This window comes from Thiomicrolovo immobilis (assembly GCF_039645955.1).
In the GTDB taxonomy this organism is placed as follows: domain Bacteria; phylum Campylobacterota; class Campylobacteria; order Campylobacterales; family Sulfurimonadaceae; genus Thiomicrolovo; species Thiomicrolovo diazotrophicus.
The window spans coordinates 199523-217030 of the sequence record NZ_CP147916.1; the positions used below are offsets into that span (position 1 = coordinate 199523).

18 protein-coding genes are annotated in these 17508 nt (G+C 57.3%); 10 read left to right on the forward strand and 8 right to left on the reverse strand.

What is annotated here, in order from left to right:
• Positions 1–4: 4 nt before the first annotated feature.
• Together clpP and tig are read right to left on the reverse strand one after the other, a co-directional pair.
• Positions 5–595, reverse strand: a complete 591-nt coding sequence (gene clpP / locus WCX72_RS01060) for an ATP-dependent Clp endopeptidase proteolytic subunit ClpP (protein ID WP_345970379.1) — start codon at positions 593–595, stop codon at positions 5–7.
• A gap of 3 nt (positions 596–598) precedes the next feature.
• Complete coding sequence (gene tig, locus WCX72_RS01065; RefSeq protein ID WP_345970380.1) at positions 599–1909, reverse strand: trigger factor; 1311 nt, start codon at positions 1907–1909, stop codon at positions 599–601.
• 259 nt (positions 1910–2168) lie between these two features.
• Between tig and WCX72_RS01070 the strand changes: the two genes are divergently transcribed.
• The 5 genes from WCX72_RS01070 to WCX72_RS01090 all read left to right on the forward strand — a co-directional run bounded on the left by WCX72_RS01070 (position 2169) and on the right by WCX72_RS01090 (position 6547).
• Positions 2169–3380, forward strand: a complete 1212-nt coding sequence (locus WCX72_RS01070; RefSeq protein ID WP_345970382.1) for a NifS family cysteine desulfurase — start codon at positions 2169–2171, stop codon at positions 3378–3380.
• Between the two features lie 220 nt (positions 3381–3600).
• The gene (locus WCX72_RS01075; RefSeq protein ID WP_345970383.1) at positions 3601–4575 is read left to right on the forward strand and encodes an iron-sulfur cluster assembly scaffold protein; all 975 of its coding nucleotides are present in this window, start codon (positions 3601–3603) and stop codon (positions 4573–4575) included.
• A 136-nt stretch (positions 4576–4711) separates the two neighbouring features.
• The gene (locus WCX72_RS01080) at positions 4712–5281 is read left to right on the forward strand and encodes a DUF302 domain-containing protein (protein WP_231019823.1); all 570 of its coding nucleotides are present in this window, start codon (positions 4712–4714) and stop codon (positions 5279–5281) included.
• Positions 5282–5350: 69 nt separating this feature from the next.
• Entirely contained in the window at positions 5351–5797 is a 447-nt protein-coding gene (locus WCX72_RS01085; RefSeq protein WP_345970385.1) for a hypothetical protein, read from the forward strand.
• 42 nt (positions 5798–5839) lie between these two features.
• Positions 5840–6547 (forward strand): GNAT family N-acetyltransferase, encoded by a 708-nt coding sequence (locus tag WCX72_RS01090; protein ID WP_345970387.1) that lies wholly within the window; start codon positions 5840–5842, stop codon positions 6545–6547.
• A 30-nt stretch (positions 6548–6577) separates the two neighbouring features.
• On the opposite strand, the gene WCX72_RS01095 is transcribed toward WCX72_RS01090, so the two are convergent.
• From WCX72_RS01095 to WCX72_RS01115, 5 genes are all read right to left on the reverse strand, one after another.
• Positions 6578–8050, reverse strand: coding sequence for a PhoH family protein (locus WCX72_RS01095; protein ID WP_345970388.1), 1473 nt, complete (start codon positions 8048–8050; stop codon positions 6578–6580).
• 96 nt (positions 8051–8146) lie between these two features.
• A complete protein-coding gene (gene aroC, locus WCX72_RS01100) occupies positions 8147–9223 on the reverse strand; it encodes a chorismate synthase (protein WP_345970389.1) in 1077 nt (358 codons plus the stop codon).
• Positions 9220–9900, reverse strand: coding sequence for a ribonuclease III (gene rnc / locus WCX72_RS01105; protein ID WP_345970390.1), 681 nt, complete (start codon positions 9898–9900; stop codon positions 9220–9222). Before rnc ends, aroC begins: the two co-directional genes overlap by 4 nt.
• 2 nt (positions 9901–9902) lie before the next feature.
• Positions 9903–10328, reverse strand: a complete 426-nt coding sequence (gene rnhA / locus WCX72_RS01110; RefSeq protein WP_231019834.1) for a ribonuclease HI — start codon at positions 10326–10328, stop codon at positions 9903–9905.
• Positions 10325–11389, reverse strand: coding sequence for a tetratricopeptide repeat protein (locus WCX72_RS01115; RefSeq protein ID WP_345970391.1), 1065 nt, complete (start codon positions 11387–11389; stop codon positions 10325–10327). Before WCX72_RS01115 ends, rnhA begins: the two co-directional genes overlap by 4 nt.
• Before the next feature lie 179 nt (positions 11390–11568).
• On the opposite strand from WCX72_RS01115, the gene WCX72_RS01120 reads away from it, so the two are divergent.
• On the forward strand, positions 11569–12225 hold the full coding sequence (locus WCX72_RS01120) for a hypothetical protein (RefSeq protein WP_345970392.1): 657 nt from the start codon (positions 11569–11571) through the stop codon (positions 12223–12225).
• 3 nt (positions 12226–12228) lie between these two features.
• Positions 12229–13701: a cytochrome c oxidase accessory protein CcoG gene (gene ccoG / locus WCX72_RS01125; RefSeq protein WP_345970393.1), complete on the forward strand. Its 1473-nt coding sequence runs from the start codon at positions 12229–12231 to the stop codon at positions 13699–13701.
• 316 nt (positions 13702–14017) lie between these two features.
• Here ccoG and purM read toward each other — a convergent pair whose 3' ends face one another.
• Positions 14018–15013 carry a phosphoribosylformylglycinamidine cyclo-ligase gene (purM, locus tag WCX72_RS01130; protein WP_345970395.1) on the reverse strand — a complete coding sequence of 332 codons (996 nt, stop codon included), beginning with the start codon at positions 15011–15013 and terminating at the stop codon, positions 14018–14020.
• A 241-nt stretch (positions 15014–15254) separates the two neighbouring features.
• Here purM and WCX72_RS01135 point away from each other — a divergent pair, with 241 nt between their 5' ends.
• From WCX72_RS01135 to dapF, 3 genes are all read left to right on the forward strand, one after another.
• On the forward strand, positions 15255–15800 hold the full coding sequence (locus WCX72_RS01135) for a spermidine synthase (RefSeq protein ID WP_345970396.1): 546 nt from the start codon (positions 15255–15257) through the stop codon (positions 15798–15800).
• A gap of 170 nt (positions 15801–15970) precedes the next feature.
• Positions 15971–16564 carry a dephospho-CoA kinase gene (gene coaE / locus WCX72_RS01140; protein ID WP_345970397.1) on the forward strand — a complete coding sequence of 198 codons (594 nt, stop codon included), beginning with the start codon at positions 15971–15973 and terminating at the stop codon, positions 16562–16564.
• A gap of 56 nt (positions 16565–16620) precedes the next feature.
• Entirely contained in the window at positions 16621–17370 is a 750-nt protein-coding gene (gene dapF, locus WCX72_RS01145) for a diaminopimelate epimerase (protein WP_345971573.1), read from the forward strand.
• Positions 17371–17508: the final 138 nt, after the last annotated feature.

Here is a 17508-nt window from a genome sequence, read left to right on the forward strand (position 1 = left end):
CGCCTTATTTCTTCGCGTTCTTGATGAGGACTTCGTCGATGAGGCCGTAGGCCTTGGCCTCTTCCGCGCTCATGAAGAAGTCGCGGTCGGTATCTTTCTCGACTTTTTTCAGGCTTTGTCCGGTGTTCTTGGAGAGAATGCCGTTGAGCTCCTTTTTCATGCGCAGGATCTCGTTGGCCTGGATCTCGATGTCCGTCGCCTGTCCCTGGGCGCCGCCGAGGGGCTGGTGGATCATGATGCGCGCGTGCGGCAGGGCAAAGCGCTTGCCCTGGGCGCCGGAGCTGAGCAGGAAGGAGCCCATGGAAGCTGCCTGCCCGATACAGATCGTTGCGACGTCGGGACGGATGTAGTTCATCGTATCGAAGATCGCCATACCGGAGGTGACGACACCGCCGGGGGAGTTGATGTAAAAGTAGATGTCTTTATCCGGATCCTCCGCTTCGAGGAAGAGCATCTGAGCGACGATGGTCGAAGCGACGGCGTCATTGACCTCGCCGCTGAGCATGATGATGCGGTCTTTCAGGAGGCGGGAGTAGATGTCGTAAGAGCGTTCGCCCCGCGCACTTTTTTCAATGACGTACGGAATATAGCTCATGATTTACTCTTCGGCTGTTGCCATTTTTGCGTTCAGCAGTCCGCTGAGCACTTTGTCTTCAACCATCGCCATCTGGATCGCCGGCAGGTAGCCGCTCTCTTTGTAGTGGTCGTAGGTCGCCTGCGGGTCCTGACCCGTCTGCATCGCTTCGAAGTAGATCGTCTGCATGACTTCCTGCTCATTGACGTTGACGCCTTCGGCTCTGGCGAGGGCATCGACGATGAAGGTCGCCTTGACGGAGCGGGTTGCGTCGTCGCGGAAGGTTTCACGGAGCTCTTTGACCTTCTCCTGGTCATCGCGCAGTGCCGTAAGCTCCTCTTCGCTCATTTCGCGCGCTTTGTTGTTCAGCGCCATGTCCATCTCTTGCTCGACGACGAACTCCGGCAGGTCGAAGTTGTACGCGGCGACGAAGGCCTCGAGGAGCTCCGGCTTGAGCTGTTCGTTGAAGAGTTTGCCGCGCTCTTCGTTCTCGAGTTGCTTCTGGACCTGCTCTTTGACCATATCCATTGTCGCGTCCTCTTCACCCGGCAGCAGCTGCTTGGCAAGCTTGGCGTCCATGCGGACCTTCTCTTTGGTCTGGATCTTGTGCAGTTTTACTTTGAACTGTGCCGGTTTGCCGGCCAGTTTTTCGCTGCCGTAGCTCTCCGGGAAAGTGACGTCGATCATTTTCTCGTCACCCGCTTTCATACCGATGACCTGATCTTCGAAGCCCGGGATGAACTGGCCGCTTCCGATGTTGAGCGGGAACTCTTCGGCTTTGCCGCCTTCAAACGCTTCACCGTCGACGAACCCTTCAAAGTCGATGACGGCAGTGTCGCCGTCTTCAACCGCGCGGTCCTCTTCGATGTCAACGAAAGGCGCCTGTGCTTTGGCGATCTCCTGGATACGGTCGGTGACCGCTTTGGCAGTGATCTTCGGCGCTTTGAAATCGGGAACCTTGGCCTGATAGTCGCCGAGGTCGAACTCGGGGCGCATGGCGACCTTGATCGTCATCTCGATCGTACCGTCCTCTTTTTTGTCAAACTTGGAGAACTGCGGCTCACCTATCAGGGCATCGGCAGCGATCTTGAGGGCATCCAGACCGATGTTGAGGGCTTCGCGGACCGCCTGGCTTTCAGCGTCCTGCATAAGGCGTTCGCCATACTGTTTCTTGACGGCGGATACGGGGACTTTTCCTTTGCGGAAGCCCGGGATGTTTGCTTGTTTGCTCAGCTCTTTGGCCATGTTGTCGAAGTGCTTGTCCAGGTCGCCGGCGGTGACCGTCGCACTGATTTCGGCATTGGCTGCGTTGATTTTGTTGGTGCTCATTTCCATGGTGATCTCTTACCTTTATCTTCTGTTTCTTCCGGCTCAGCCCATGCGGCAATACGGAGAAAAATTTCGCAATTCTACCTTAATTACATTAACACGACTCTTAGATTTCGGCGCTAGCAACTTCTTAAGCTTTTTTAAGTATTGAAATTGATTAAGGGAGATCTAACGACAGATGATCTAATATCTCACCACGCAAAGAGGACAAAATTTGTCTTTTTTAAAATTGTTATCAAAATAACATGTGAATTGAGGAAGAGCGATGCAAGTATATATGGACAACAATGCGACGACCATGGTAGACCCGGCGGTCGTCGAAGCAATGCTTCCATTTTTCAGCGAGCAGTACGGGAACCCGAACTCGCTGCATAAATTCGGCACTGCGTCCCATCCGGCGATCGCGAGAGCGATCGACCAGGTCTACGCGGCGATCAACGCGTCGGACGACGACGATATCGTCTTTACGTCCTGCGCAACCGAATCGAACAACTGGGTACTCAAAGCCGTCTGGGTCGACAAGATCCTGCACGGGGAGAAGAACCATATCATTACGACCGAGGTAGAACACCCCTCTGTCCTTTCCACCTGCAAGTTCCTGGAGGAGCAGGGCGTCAACGTGACCTACCTCCCGGTCAACGAGCAGGGCGTCGTCGATGCGCAGATGCTGCGCAGCTTCATTACGGAAAAGACGGCGCTCGTCTCCGTGATGTGGGCGAACAATGAGACGGGTATGATCTTCCCGATCAAAGAGATCGGCGAGATCTGTAAAGAGAAGGGCGTGCTCTTCCATACCGACGGTGTCCAGGCCGTCGGCAAGATCCCCGTCGACGTCCAGGCGCTGCATGTCGACTTCATGTCCATGTCCGCGCACAAGTTCCACGGTCCGAAAGGGATCGGGGCGCTTTATATCAAGGGCGGACAGGCGCTCTCCCCGCTGCTCAACGGCGGCGAACACATGGGCGGCCGCCGTTCGGGTACTCTGAACGTCCCTTACATTGTCGGGATGGGCAAAGCCCTGGAGATGGCGACGGAGAACATCGAAGCGAAGATGGCCACCATCCGCGCCAAGCGCGACCGCCTCGAAGATGCGCTGCTGAAGCTTATCCCCGACACCTTTACCGTCGGGGAGCGTGACCATCGTACCCCGAACACGATCCTCATCTCTATCCGCGGGGTCGAGGGTGAAGGGATGCTGTGGGACCTCAACAACGCGGCAATAGGTGCCTCCACCGGTTCGGCGTGTGCTTCCGAGGACCTCGAAGCCAACACGGTGATGCTCGCGATCGGCGCGGACCACGAACTGGCCCACACCGGAATCCGCCTGAGCCTTAGCCGCTACACGACGGATGAAGAGGTCGATTACGTGATTGATCACTTCAAATCGGCTGTCGAGCGTCTGCGCTCGATCTCCAGCTCATACGCCAAAGTCAAACCGACGCCGGGCGGTGAGGCAACGGAGTGTGCGGTCCATTAATCAGAACGCTTCCCGGGCAAAGCCCGGCAAGCTACGCTGGCCGCTATGGCACTGAAGCACAAAGAAGCTATCGGCTTCTTCGTAAAGCGCCGGCGGCGCGCGGGCTTTCCGCCGAGGAAAACCCAGTGTTAACGTAACCGTCCGGACTTTGTTCGGACGGTGTATAGTAAAGGGATGTGATTCCTTTTAGTTTATTCCATAAAATCAAAGGAGAGAGATTATGGCAAAGAATGATCTGTTTGGCGCATCCCTGTGGGATGAGTACTCCAACAAGGTAACGACACTGATGAACAACCCCCAGCACCAGGGGGAAATCACGGAAGAGGAAGCGGCTGCGAACGGTAACAAGCTGATCGTCGCTGACTTCGGCGCGGAGAGCTGCGGCGACGCCGTGCGCCTCTACTGGGAAGTGAACCCGGAGAACGATGTGATCGAGAACTCCAAGTTCAAAAGCTTCGGCTGCGGGACGGCGATCGCCAGTTCCGACATGATGACGCAGCTCTGTCTGGGCAAAACGGTCGACGAAGCGGTCAAGATCACGAACATCGACGTCGAAATGGCGCTGCGCGATACGCCGGACGTTCCGGCCGTTCCGCCGCAAAAGATGCACTGTTCAGTCATGGCCTACGACGTCATCAAGAAAGCGGCAGGTCTCTATAAGGGTGTCGACGCGGAGAGCTTCGAAGAGGAGATCATCGTCTGCGAATGTGCCCGCGTCAGCCTCTCGACCCTTAAAGAGGTGATCAAGCTCAACGACCTGAGTACGGTCGAGCAGGTCACCGACTATACGAAAGCGGGCGGCTTCTGTAAGAGCTGTATCAAGCCGGGCGGCCACGAGGCGCGCGAATACTACCTCGTGGACATCCTTGCCGACGTCCGCCGCGAGATGGACGAAGAAAAGATGAAAGCGGCGGCCGAAGCCGGTATCGGCGGCGACTTCGAAGCGATGACCCTGGTCCAGAAGATCAAGGCAATCGACGCGGTCGTTGACGACAACATCCGCCAGTTCCTCGTCATGGACGGCGGGAATATGGAAGTCATCGACGTCAAGGACGGCGAAGAGTACATTGACGTCTATATTCGCTATCTCGGTGCCTGCTCCGGTTGTGCGAGCTCCAGCACGGGCACGCTCTATGCTATCGAAGCGGCCCTCAAAGAGAAGCTCTCCGACAAGATCCGCGTTCTGCCGATCTGACGACATGGCGAGGGGCCCGGCCCCTCTTCCTCTCCTATCATTAACGATTTCCCCCCTTTTTTTATCAGCGGCTGTTGCTTAAATGCCGACTTTTTCTGTACAATGCCGCCTTTCAAACGTTCACAAGGAGATAATAATGTTCAAAAACATACTGGCACTGATCGGTGCGGTGACACTGGTCGCAGTGATCGGCGGATACGCGATGTTCGGCGGGAAAGTCCAGCAGCTTGACGGCGGTGCCCTTCCGGCGTATATGAAGATGTTCGGCAACATCCTGGAAAACGGGGATGCGGCACGGGCCATGATGAAAGAGTGGAAGATCAGCGATGAGGTCACGAACGACGATGCGGCAGAACTGATCAAGGCGCTGGCCGAAGAGTACAACATGCGTATCACGGGCGACGTCAAAATGTATACAAAAGATGACGCCGCGGCAACTGAAATCAAGCACGCGCGCATCTTCTCGCTCTGCAGCCTTCCGATCGCGAAGGTGTTCCTGAACTACTCCCGCTGGTACGGCGGGTTCATGCCGTGCCGCATTATGCTGGTCGAATACGGCAGCGGCGAGCGCTTCCTCGTGGCAATGGACATGACGCTGGCGATCCACGGCGGCCACCCGCTCCCGGCCGATATGCTCACGATGGCCCTCTCTGTCAAAAAAGCGATGGAAGAGATCCCGGAGCGTGCCGCCAAAGGCGACTTCTAACTTCTTCTTGTTTGGGCCCTCTTTGGCCTGAACGTCCTCTTTTTTACCCCGGATAGTCTACAATCCGGTATGCATTTTATTTTATACATCCATATTCTTTCCGCGACGGCATGGATCGGCGGGTCGCTGCTCCTTTTCGCCCTGGGCATCTTGCTGCGCGACAAAGAAGCCCAGCGGCAGACCTATGAGCACCTGGGGCCCATCTACGGCTGGTTCGAGGTCTTCTGGCTGGTCTCGCTCTGGGTGACGGGGACGCTGCTCTACCTGCACCACGGTTTCCATGAGGTCTTCAAGTACGCCTACGATTCGGAACTGTCGCAGATGATGCATCACAAGGTCTACCTGGTCATCGTTTTGACAATGTTAACGTTTGTTCATTTGGCGATCTCCTTCAAAACGCACATGATCAGCCGGACGAAATGGCAGCAGTTCCTCTCGCGGGGGAGTTCGCTGGGGATTTTCTTTCTGAACCTGATCATTCTCTGGTATGCGATCGGTGTGAGGAGCATGCTGTAGCGGATGAAAAGGCTTAGGAACAGTGGATGACGGAGGTATGTGATGGTTTACCGGATTGATCGCGAAGATCTCGGGGATCTTCGTCTGATGGAGAAGATCTACCGGGACATGGACCACTATTACTATTGGAGCGACGATTTTTCCGAGGCGATGTACCGTGCGCTCGCCAATGCCGGCTTTATCAGCGTGTCGCTGGAGCATGGCGGCAGACAGCTCCTGCTGGGGGAGATCCAGCGCTCCTACGCGATCCTGCGTTTTGACGAGATGCATGTCAGCAAGAAGGTTGGGAAACTGCTGCGGAGGGCGAAATTCCGGTTCGCGTTCAACACGGCATTCGATGACGTCGTCCGCGGGATTCAGGCCTCGCATGAGGAGTGCTGGATGGTCGGGGAGTATGCGGCGCTGATGCGGCGTCTGAACGCGGATAGCAGCGAGGCTTTCAGGCTCTTTAGCGTGGAACTGTTCGACGAGGAGACGGATACCCTCGTTGCCGGCGAGATCGGCTACATCACGGCCAACAACGTCTATACGAGTCTCTCGGGCTTCCATCGTCCCGAGCGACGGTACGGCAGCTGGGGGACGCTGCAGCTCGTCCTGCTGGGCCGGCACCTGCAAAAGTCCGGTCTGCGCTTTTGGAATTTGGGGCATCCCTACATGAAGTACAAGAGCGATCTTGGCGCCGTGGTCGTGCCGCGCCGCACCTTCTTGAAACTCTGGTATCCGCGCAGGTTCGGTTCGCTAGCCCACTAGCGGCGAGGTGCTTCCGACGGGCTCCTGCAGTTACAGGTTCTTGTCGAACCAGTTGGCGACTTCGGAGCGGATGGTGTGTCGCAGCTGGATCCCGGCGAGGAAATCGCTGTGCTGTGCCTTGTTGAGCATCGTCACAAGGGCGTTGCGGCGCTTGGAGAGGAAGGGGTGGTCGATCTGGTGCGGATCGCCCATGACGACAAGCCGTGTTTCATCGCCCATCCGGGTCCCGATGAGCTTCATCGTCGCGTTCGTCATATTCTGCGCCTCGTCGATGATGACGAATTTGCGCGAGATCGTCGTCCCGCGCATGTGGGCGATATCCATCACCTCGATGTTGTACTTGGCCATGAAGAGCTCCGTCGCGTTTTCGCGCTTGGTGGAGTTCGTATTGCCGGTGAACTCCACCTGCGATTCGATGGAGTGCTTGTTCTGGTGCTCGATGGTGTAGTTGATGGCGGAGTAGAGCGGGTACATGAAGTAGCCGAGCTTCTCGTGCTCGTCCCCTTTGCGGAAGCCCAGTTCCGCCTGCGGGTCGGAGGCGGTGACGGTGTTGCGCGCGTAGACGATCCCCTCGACGATCCCCTCTTTGACCATCTCCAGTCCCGCCTGCAGGGCCATCAGGGTTTTGCCCGAACCGGTGGAGCCGGCGACGACGGTCAGGTGGTTCTGGGGATGGGTGAGGATCGTGTAGTAGAACTTCTGCTCCAGGTTGATGGGGCGGATCAGAGTCTCGTCGAAATACTCTCCGAAGCGCTTGTCGAAGTCGCACCACTCCAGGTGGCCGTTGTAGGTGACGGCGTAACGCTGCAACCCGGTTTCATAGATCTCGTTGTGCCCTTCGCTGGTGGCTTCCTGGATAAAGCTGAACTGTTCGAAATTGCGGAAGTCGTTCTGGGGGTCGAGGACGGGTTCCTCATGGTAGGTGACGGTGTGGGCAAACTCGATGGCATCGGGGCGTTCGACGCTCGCATTTTTAAGGCTCTGTGCCTCGATTCCCTGTACCTCGGCCGCTATCTTGAACGAGATGTCGTTGGTGACGAGCTTGAGGTGGTAATCCGCGGCGATCTCGGCGATCTTGGCGTCGTTAAAACCCTTCGGCTCGGAGTAGGATTTGGCAATCCGATACTCCTCGCGGTAGATGATCAGCAGTTCGACGTTCGTATCGCCTTCCGCTTCGGGGTTGAGGTCCGGGGCGAAGGGGAGGGTGAGACGGTAGTAGCAGTCGCTGTTGTTGGGCGCCGTCTCGCGCGAACGGCGCAGCGGTTCGGGCAGGGCGTCGAAGGTCAGGGTCTGTCCCACCTCGTAATCGGCGAGCCGGAAGAACTCGCGGGCTCGGAACCCGGCGTCCGAGCGCATGTCGTCTTTTTTATTATTGAGCTCTGCAAGCACTGTGTTGGTGATGGCGACAAGATTTTTATTGTTCTCGGAAATGCGCAGGATGTTGGCCGGATCATCGAGAATGACTGAGGTGTCGAGGAGGTAGCATTTTTGTGTGGGACTCATGGAAAGAGCATCCTTCGGTTATATGAGTTACATTGATTATAACCCCGGAAAGCTTAATGCGAAAGGATGCGGTGGATGAAGTTTGGGCAGCACGCGTTACACGTGGTAATAGCGTGCAACCCCCTCTATGGTGCGTCCCATATTGAGCAGAAGCATATCGGCGACGACAAGGGCGGCCATCGCTTCGCAGACGACGGAACCGCGGATGGCGACGCAGGGGTCGTGGCGCCCTTTGAGCGCGAAATCGACATCTTCGCCCTCGGTGGTGGTCGTATGCTGCTCTCGGAAAATGGAAGGGGTCGGCTTGAAGTAGACGCTGAGGCGCACCGCGTCGCCGTTGCTGATCCCGCCGAGGATGCCGCCGCTGTGGTTGGATTCGAAGCCGCTGTGGCGTATGGGGTCGTTGTTCTCGGAGCCGTGCAGGCGCGTCCCCAGAAGCCCATCGCCGATCTCGACGGCCTTGACGGCGTTGATGCCCATCATCGCGTCGGCGAGGACGGCGTCCAGCTTGTAGTAGAGCGGTTCGCCGAGGCCCACCGGAAGGTTCTCGATACGGACCTGCGCCACCCCGCCGACGGAGTCATGGTCGTTTTTGGCAAGCAGGATCGCGTCTTTTTGCGCCTGTTCCACGCTGGGATCGAGGGCATAGATCTCGCTGGTGAGGACGTGGTCGAAGTCAAAGCTGCTCGCGGCGATCCCCGCGATCTCGCTGATGCCGCTTTTGACGGTAATGCCGACCTCGCGCAGCATCAGTTTGGCAATGGCCCCCGCCGCGACGCGGGCTGCCGTTTCGCGGGCACTGGAACGCCCGCCACCGCGGTAGTCGCGGATGCCGTACTTGTGCCAGTAGGTGTAGTCGGCGTGGCCGGGGCGGAAGATGTCTTTGATGTTGGAGTAGTCTTTGGATTTCTGGTTGGTGTTATAGATCACCATGGCAATCGGCGTGCCGGTGCTTTTGCCTTCGAAGACGCCGCTGAGGATCTCGACGGTGTCCTCCTCTTTGCGGGCCGTGGCGTAGGCGTTCTGTCCCGGCTTGCGGCGGTCGAGCTCGCGCTGGATGTAGGCCTCGTCGATCGTCAGGCCCGCGGGAACGCCGTCGACGACGCAGCCGATCGCCTTGCCGTGGGATTCGCCGAAAGTGGTGAAACTGAAGCGGATGCCGAAACGGTTCATGAAAGCTCCTCTTTGAGTCGGGCGATGGTTTGCTGGGCCGCCTCCTGCTGGGCGGTCTTTTTGCTCTTGCCGGTGGCTTTGGCGTACTCCTTGCCGTCGATCAGGATGGCGATGGTGAACTCTTTTTTGTGATCGGGACCGCTGCTGCCTACGAGGCGGTACTCCGGGGTGATGCCGAAGTGCGCCTGGGTCAGTTCCTGCAGCGCCGTCTTATGGTCTTTGAAAAGGGTGTCGAGGGAGATCTCTTTATAGACGCTCTCTAACAGGGTGGTCGAGATCGTTTTGACCGGGGCGAGCCCCGCTTCGAGGTAGATGGCGCCGATCACGGCTTCGAAGGCGTTGGAGAGCAGAGAGGGTTTGGTGCGTCCGCCGTTGTTCTCTTCAGCGTTGGAGAGGAAGATGGCCTGGCCCAGCTTGATATGGTTGGCCAGGCGTGCGAACCCCTCTTCGTTGACAAGGGAGGCCCGCATCTTGGAGAGTTTGCCCTCGTCGTGCTTGGGAAAGTGCTCAAAGAGGTACTCGCCGACGATGAGGTCGAGGACGGCGTCGCCCAGGAATTCGAGGCGTTCGTTGTTGTAGGGCTGTTTGAAACTTTTATGCGTCAAGGCTTCGCGCAGCAGCTGTTTGTTTTCGAAGGTGTAGCCGAGCGTCTGCTCAATACGCGCCATCTGGTCCATACTTATCCTCTTTTCATCTTTTCGGCGACGCCCCGGGCCAGGGTGTCGCAACGTTCGTTTTCCGGGTGGCCGTCATGGCCCCGGACCCAGGTCGCTTTGATACGGTGGGGGGCGCTGGCGACGATGTAGTCACGCCAGAGGTCGGGGTTCTTCACCTTGGCGAAATCACGTTTGATCCAGTTCTGCAGCCACTCGTTGATCCCCTTGACGACGTAGGAGGAGTCCGAGACGATCTCCACGTCGCAGGGCTCTTTGAGTGCTTTGAGGCCTTCGATGACGCCGCGCAGCTCCATTCGGTTGTTGGTCGTATGGGGTTCGCCGCCGCTGAGCTCGCGCTCTTTGTCGCCGAAGCGCAGGATTGTCCCGTAACCGCCGGGACCGGGGTTGCCCAGGGCGGAACCGTCACTGAACAGGGTAATATGTTTCATACTTCGTAAGCCCTTTCCGAGCGTTCCGACGGGGCGAAATCCGCTACGGCTTTGCCCAGCAGCGGTTCGGTGACGACGGAATCGATCGTATGGCAGTTCGGGCAGCGGTGGAACGGGAAAGGGAAGATCTGCTTGCAGTGGCCGCACAGGTATTCAAACTGCAGGGTTGCCCCGCTTTGGCCGCTTTGGCGAAGTTTGATCAAAACATCCAGTTCGAATTCGGAACTGTTCTGAGCAAGATTCACGCTTCCTCTGGCGCTATACAGCTGCCGCAAATAGCCATCACGTGAAATTATATCCAAATTCAGGTGCTCCTCGGGTAAATACCATAGGATGTCCGCGATGATGCGGCTGGCGGAGAGCTCCAGGGCTGCCCATGCCAGTTCCGGGTCGTGGCGGAAAAGGTATTCGAAGGTCAGGTAGGTGAGGGTGTGGTGTTCGCGGTACTCCTCGGCGAGCCGCCGGCATTTCGCCGCCGTATCGGTTCGGACGTCCTGCAGCAGGCTGACGGTTTCCAGGTAGCGGCGGTCGCCGGCGATGTCGTTGCCGAGTTCGTCGAGGGGCTCGAGCACCTGTAGTGCTTTGTCGAAGCTCCGGAGCCGTTCGTAGGTGAAAAGCAGCAGCTTCAGTGCCTGCGGCGTGCGGGGAAAACGGCCGAGGATTTTGAGCAGGATCGTTTCGCACCGCTCCAGGAAGCCGGCTTTAAAATAGGTCTGGGCGAGCAGCAGCAGCAGTTCGCGGCGGCGGTGGGGTTCGTGCTGCATCTCCAGAAGGCTGCGGTAGATGGCGACGGCCTGTTCGAAATCGCCGTTTTGCACATAGGTCTGGGCGACGAGCAGCCATGACTTCTGCGAGACAGCGCTGCTGCCGATTTCGCGGTGGAGTTCGGTCTGGGAGGGGGGCTTGGTAAAAGAGCGCAGGAAGCGTTCGAGGTAACGGTGGTCCTCCTTGCTGCGCAGCCGTCCCCACCAGTAGCTCACGAACGCGATGATGAATATCAGTGCGACGAAAACGATGATGCCGAATAGCGGGTCGCGGAATTCGATAAAGAGGCTGTTCACGTCGGCTCCTGTCGCACTGCCATGGGGGATCTTGGATTGCAGCCATTATAGCGCTTTTGAACTTTTCCGAGAAAATGAGATAAAAATGTGACGAAAAAAACTGATAAAACATTGACATTACTTCGCCAAAAAGGGTAGAATGACGTTGAAACTGGAGAATGCGAAAGGTTTATACGTCAATGATATTCAGTTATATCCGTGCCGATAGCCACTTTCACGGTGTATACGAACAGCTGAAAGTGATCAGTGCCTATGCCAAGAAACATGATCTGGTGATCGAAGACGAGATGGTTGATCAGCTGTCGCAGAACAGCCGCCTCAGTGAACGTGACGAGGCTGTGCGTTATATGCGCCAGTCCGAACACATGGGGGGTACGCTGCTGATCTACGACCTGTGGGTGCTCAGCAGCAATATCGAGGATGTCGTACAGATGTTGAGCTGTCTGCTCAAAAACGGCATCGAAACCCACTTGATCAAACCTTCAATCGTCTTGAATGCGCAAAGTGATATCATCGTCGCAATGGGGTTGGTTGACCAGCTGCGACAGACGATACAGTCGGTGGAGAAGAAGGTGATCGGCCGCCCGAGAGGGAGCCGTTCTTCTTCGAAGTTCGACCCTTATCTCGAGGTGATCATCGGTTCGCTTCGGGAAGGACAGAGTGTCAGCGAGATCGCTAGAGTATTGGATGTGAGCCGGAGTTCCCTGAAAGATTACATCGAGTCGCGGGAGCTCAAAGAGGTGGCGATGGGAAGCAGTTTCTTGGAAAACGTCGACAATGCCGAAGCCAGCATTATCGAAACGATCGAATGTCCGCAAGTCAATGAAAAGGAGTAGACAGTGAGTCAGGCAGAAGTCTCAGGCCAGGCCGGATCGGCCAAGGTCAGTAAGAAAGAGTATTTAAAAGGGTGGGTATCCTACCGCGTAAAACGCTACTGGTTTTTCGTGGGGATGACCATCGTGTCACTGGTACTGCCGTGGATTACGATCAACGGCAACCATATTTTCCTGCTGAGCTTTGACAAGCTCAAACTGCACCTGGCGTTTGTCCAGTTCGACATGCAGGAGATGTACCTCATGCCGTTCATTCTGATGATCCTTTTTATCGGGGTCTTCGGGATGACGGTACTGGGCGGCCGCGTTTTCTGCGGCTGGGTCTGTCCGCAGACGATCTTCCGCGTCATCTACCGTGACCTGATCGAAACGAAGATCCTGAAACTGCGCAAGCGGATCAAGAACAAGCAGAAAGAGCCCGACTGGAGCAAGCCGGAGAACAAGGCCAAGCGTGTTGTCGCCATTGCGCTCTGGACGGCGCTGTCCCTGCTGGCGACGGCGAACTTCCTGTGGTTCTTCGTCCCGCCGGAGGACTTTTTCCCGTACCTGCTGAACGCGGGTGACCACCTGATCCTCGTCGGGATCCTGCTGATCACAACGCTCTTCCTGGTCGTGGATGTCGTCTGGTTCAAAGAGAACTGGTGTGTCTACGTCTGTCCCTACTCCCGTATCCAGTCGGTCCTGTACGACGAAGATACGGTGATGGCGATCTACGATCCGCACCGCGGTGGCGAGATCTACGACGAAGCGAAGCACAAGCAGTACACGAAACAGAAGGATCTGCAGGCGGTCGAGCCGAATGCGGAGTGTACGACCTGTGAAAGCTGTGTGACCGTCTGTCCGACCCATATCGATATCCGCCAGGGGCTGCAGCTCGAGTGTATCAACTGCCTCGAGTGTGTCGACGCCTGTACGGAAGTTATGGGTGCGCTCGGACGTCCGTCGCTGGTCCGCTGGTCGAGCGAAAAAGAGGTGCTGTTCCAGAAAGGCAAAACGCACTACCTGCGTCCGAAGATCATCGGGTATGCCGTCGTCCTGGTCATCATCATGGTCGTCCTCGGTATGATGGGAAGCAAGAAGGAGCATATGCTGCTTAACATCAACAAAGAGAACCGTCTCTATGCCATCGAGAAAACGCCGGAAGGCAAAACGCTGGTCGAGAACGATTACATCTTCCTGCTGCAGAATACGCAGGATAAAGACCACAAGTTCTATTTCGACATCGAGGCACCGAAGGGGATGGAAGGCAAGATCAAAATTCTCAAGCCGACCAAACCCTTCACCGTCCATCCGGGCGTGAAGAAGAAGAAAATCGTCCGCCTCTATACGACGGAGGAGCTGGTTAAGGATGAGCGTAAGGATACGGTACTGCCGATCAAGATCCACGCCTATGCCATCGACGACAAAGAGAAGATCGCCGTCGACCGCGAATCAACCTTTATCTTCCCGCGCTACGACAAATACGAGGCGGCGGAATAACCTTCCGCTCAATCTTTCCGTGCGGCGCCCGGCGCCGCGCGCTTTAACGGATCCGTTCCGTTCCCTCCCTTTAACGGCCGCCCGAACTGCTGAACCCCGGGCGGGTTCCGTTCTTCCTTCCATTATTTCGAAACAGCCGATCGACTTCACGTATCCAAAAACAGGTGTATGCCGAGGCATGGTGGCGGTTTTCATAGGCTTCGCCGAAAGGCAATATTGTTATGTGTCGATGCAGGTCTGTCAGAGGTGTGGAGGGAGAGGGGACAAGGCCCCCGGCGGGATGCTCTGTCTTTCGAGGAAGGTTGTCTGAAACGGTTTAGACGATCCGGGCCTCTTTGTCACCCGGTTCGATCTCACCGATCAGGTAGCCATCGGTGGCGTCGAGGACGGCGTTGACGTCGTCGGGACGGACGACGAGAACCATGCCGACACCCATGTTGAAGGCACGGAACATCTCGTCGCGGGCAACGTGTTCGCTCATCAGTTCAAAGATCGGCAGGACGCGGACGTCGTCGCCTTTGATGACGGCGCGCAGGCCCTCCGGCAGGACGCGCGGCAGGTTCTCGACGAGGCCGCCGCCGGTGATGTGGGCCATCGCCTGGATCTTCGGTTTGAGCTGCTTGAAGGTCTTGACGTAGATGCGTGTCGGCGCAAGCAGGGCGTCGATGAGCGGCGCGCCGTTAAAGTCGTCGTCGAATTTCATCCCCATCTTCTCAAACAGGACCTTGCGCGCCAGGGAGAAGCCGTTGGAGTGCAGGCCGGAGCTCGGCAGGGCGATCAGCTTGTCGCCCGCGCGGACGTTGGCGGGGGTGTCGAGCTCGCTCTTCTCCGCAACACCGACGGCGAAGCCGGCGAGGTCGTAGTCATCTTTGGAGTACATCCCCGGCATCTCCGCCGTTTCACCGCCGATCAGGGCGCATTCGGCCTGGCGGCACCCTTCTGCGATCCCGCTGACGACGGCGGTGGCCACATCGACCTCGAGTTTGCCCGTGGCATAGTAGTCGAGGAAGAAGGTCGGCGTGCCGAAGTTGCAGATGAGGTCGTTGACGCACATGGCGACGAGGTCGATGCCGACCGTGTCGTGTTTGCCGGAGTCGATGGCCAGTTTCAGCTTTGTGCCGACGCCGTCGGTCGCGGCGAGGAGGACGGGTTCCTTGTATCCAGTTGGCATCTCGAAGGCGCCGGCGAAAGAGCCGATCCCGCCCAAAACACCGGGGATGCGGGTCGACTTGACCAGGGGCTTGATGTTCTCGACGAAACTGTTCCCGGCGTCGATATCGACACCGGCGTCTTTGTAGCTGATTTGACTCATAGATCGCTCCAGATGATTATTAATGGAAGTATAGCGAAGGTGGGGTTAGGATAGGGTTTGGCAGGGGCTTTCAGCGCAGATGCGTTATGCTTCGCCTACGTGTTCGGCGCGCCAAAAGCTTGACCGGAAAGAAGTTCGAAATTTCTTCATTCCGGTTTAAATGTAAGATGCTAAAATCGCGCCACTTTCGGCACAAGGGCCGTTCTAAACAAAGCCCTTAACGCCCCGAGGAATTGAGAAAATGAGAGAGTTTGTCTACCCTGAAATGATGGTACACGTCCCGATGTGTACCCACAAGGCGCCCCAGAATGTTCTGGTGATCAGCGAGGCGCCCGAACGCCTTCAGACGGAAGTGGCGCGCCATGAGGGCGTCGTTGTCATCCATGCGCCGGCCAGCCTTGACGCGCTGCGCGAAGTCGCCGACGGCAGTGTCGACGTCGTTCTCTGCGAAGCGGATGTCGATGCGGCGGTGGCCGGGCACATCAGCCGCGTTCTCAGCGAAGAGGGGGTCGTTTCCATGCGCCACGCTTCGCTCGAGGAAGTCCAGGCCAATACGGTGCTGCTCGGTGTGCTGGGCAACTATTTCAAGGTGATCATGCCTTACCGCCTTGCCAATGAGGAGACCCTCCTGCTGGCCAGCAAGGGCAACCACCCGACGGCGGACATCAACCTCCACCGTGCGGACATGCTCGACGGGCTGGAGTATTACAACACCGATATCCACCCGGCCGCGTTCGCGATGCCGAACTACATCCGTAAAACCTACCTCGGGATCATCCGCAACTAAATGGCTTCCATTATGAGTACGCCGAAGGAGCAAAGCCCCTCCGACTACGCTGACGCTGTGTCCGCGTTGTCCTCGGGCTTACGCCCTGTGAAATTCCGCAAAGCTACATCAGCAGCGGGCGCCCTGGCAGAAGTGCTCTTGGAGCGCCCACGCCTTCCCAGGGGGCTGTGATGGCGTTTGAATACGCGATCGCACTGACCGGGGGGATCGCGACGGGCAAAAGTACCGTCGCCTCCCTGCTGGCCCTGCACGGCCTGCGGGTCATCGACGCCGATGCGATCGCGCACAGGCTGCTGGACGAGCACAGCGGATGGGTCGCCGAGACCTTCGGCGCACACTATGTTGAAAACGGCAAGGTCCTGCGCAGCGAACTGGGGAAGGTGATTTTTTCCGATCCCGAAGCCAAAGCGACGCTCGAAGCTTACCTGCACCCCAAGATCCGTCAGGCGATCGAGGAGGAGAGCGAGCGCCAGGACGCTTTCAAGTTTCCCTACCTGATCGATATCCCGCTCTATTTCGAAACGCAGGCCTACCCCATCGCGGACTCCGTTGTCGTTTACACTCCCAAAGCGACGCAGCTGCAGCGGTTTATGAAACGCAACGGCTTCGACGAGGCCGAGGCGCTGCGCCGCATCGAGTCCCAGATGGACATCGAGGCGAAGAAAAAGCGCGCGACCTGGGTGATCGACAACAGCGGCAACCTCAAACACCTTCAGGCTGAGTGCGAGGCCTTTGTCGATACGATCAAAGCAAAATATCAATAACTTTTCAAGCAAGACCCACTACACTTCCATACTGATATCTCTAAAAGGCCCATATGATGATGATCGCCAAATACAGCGCCAGCGGTAATGACTTTGTCCTCTTTCACAGCTTTATCGCAAGAGACCGCTCCGAACTGGCACGCACCCTTTGCGACCGCCAAAGCGGTGTCGGGGCCGACGGCCTGATTGTCCTTGTACCGCATGCCGAGTACGATTTCGAGTGGCAGTTCTACAACAGCGACGGCTCGACGGCGGAGATGTGCGGCAACGGCAGCCGTGCCTGCGCGCACTACGCCTACAGCAACGGCCTGGCGCCGGCGAACATGACCTTCCTGACGGAAGCGGGCGTCATCGGTGCGGAAGTGGAGGGGGAGATGGTACAGAGCGATCTGACCCCGCCGAAGATCCTGCGTGATGACATCGTTGCGGGCGGGAAAAAGTGGTGGCTGCTCGATACGGGCGTGCCCCACCTTGTCACCTTTGATGCCGACATGGATAACTTCGACCTCGAAGAGGCGCGTGCCCTGCGCTTCGAGCACAACGCCAACGTCAACATTGCCAGCGTCGACAGTGACGGCTCCATCCGGGTGCGGACCTATGAACGCGGAGTCGAGGACGAGACGCTCGCCTGCGGGACGGGGATGGCGGCCTGTTTCTACCGCGCCAACCGTCAAGAACTTGTCGGCGACAAAGCGAATGTCTACCCCAAAAGTGGAGAGACGCTCTATCTCGGGCTGGAAGAGGGGACGATTACCTTCAAAGGGCTTGTGAAGAAGACTTTTGAGACGGTTTTGGATGTGAAGTAATAAGCGCGGGTTGTCTGCGCGTGAGCACTCTGCTGAAGAGAACGCAGTGTTAACGCAGGTACCCGGACTTTGTTCGGGTGCCGTATAAAATGTGTTTGTTCCCCTTCTTCTTTGTGTGCCCAAAGAAGAAGCCGAACC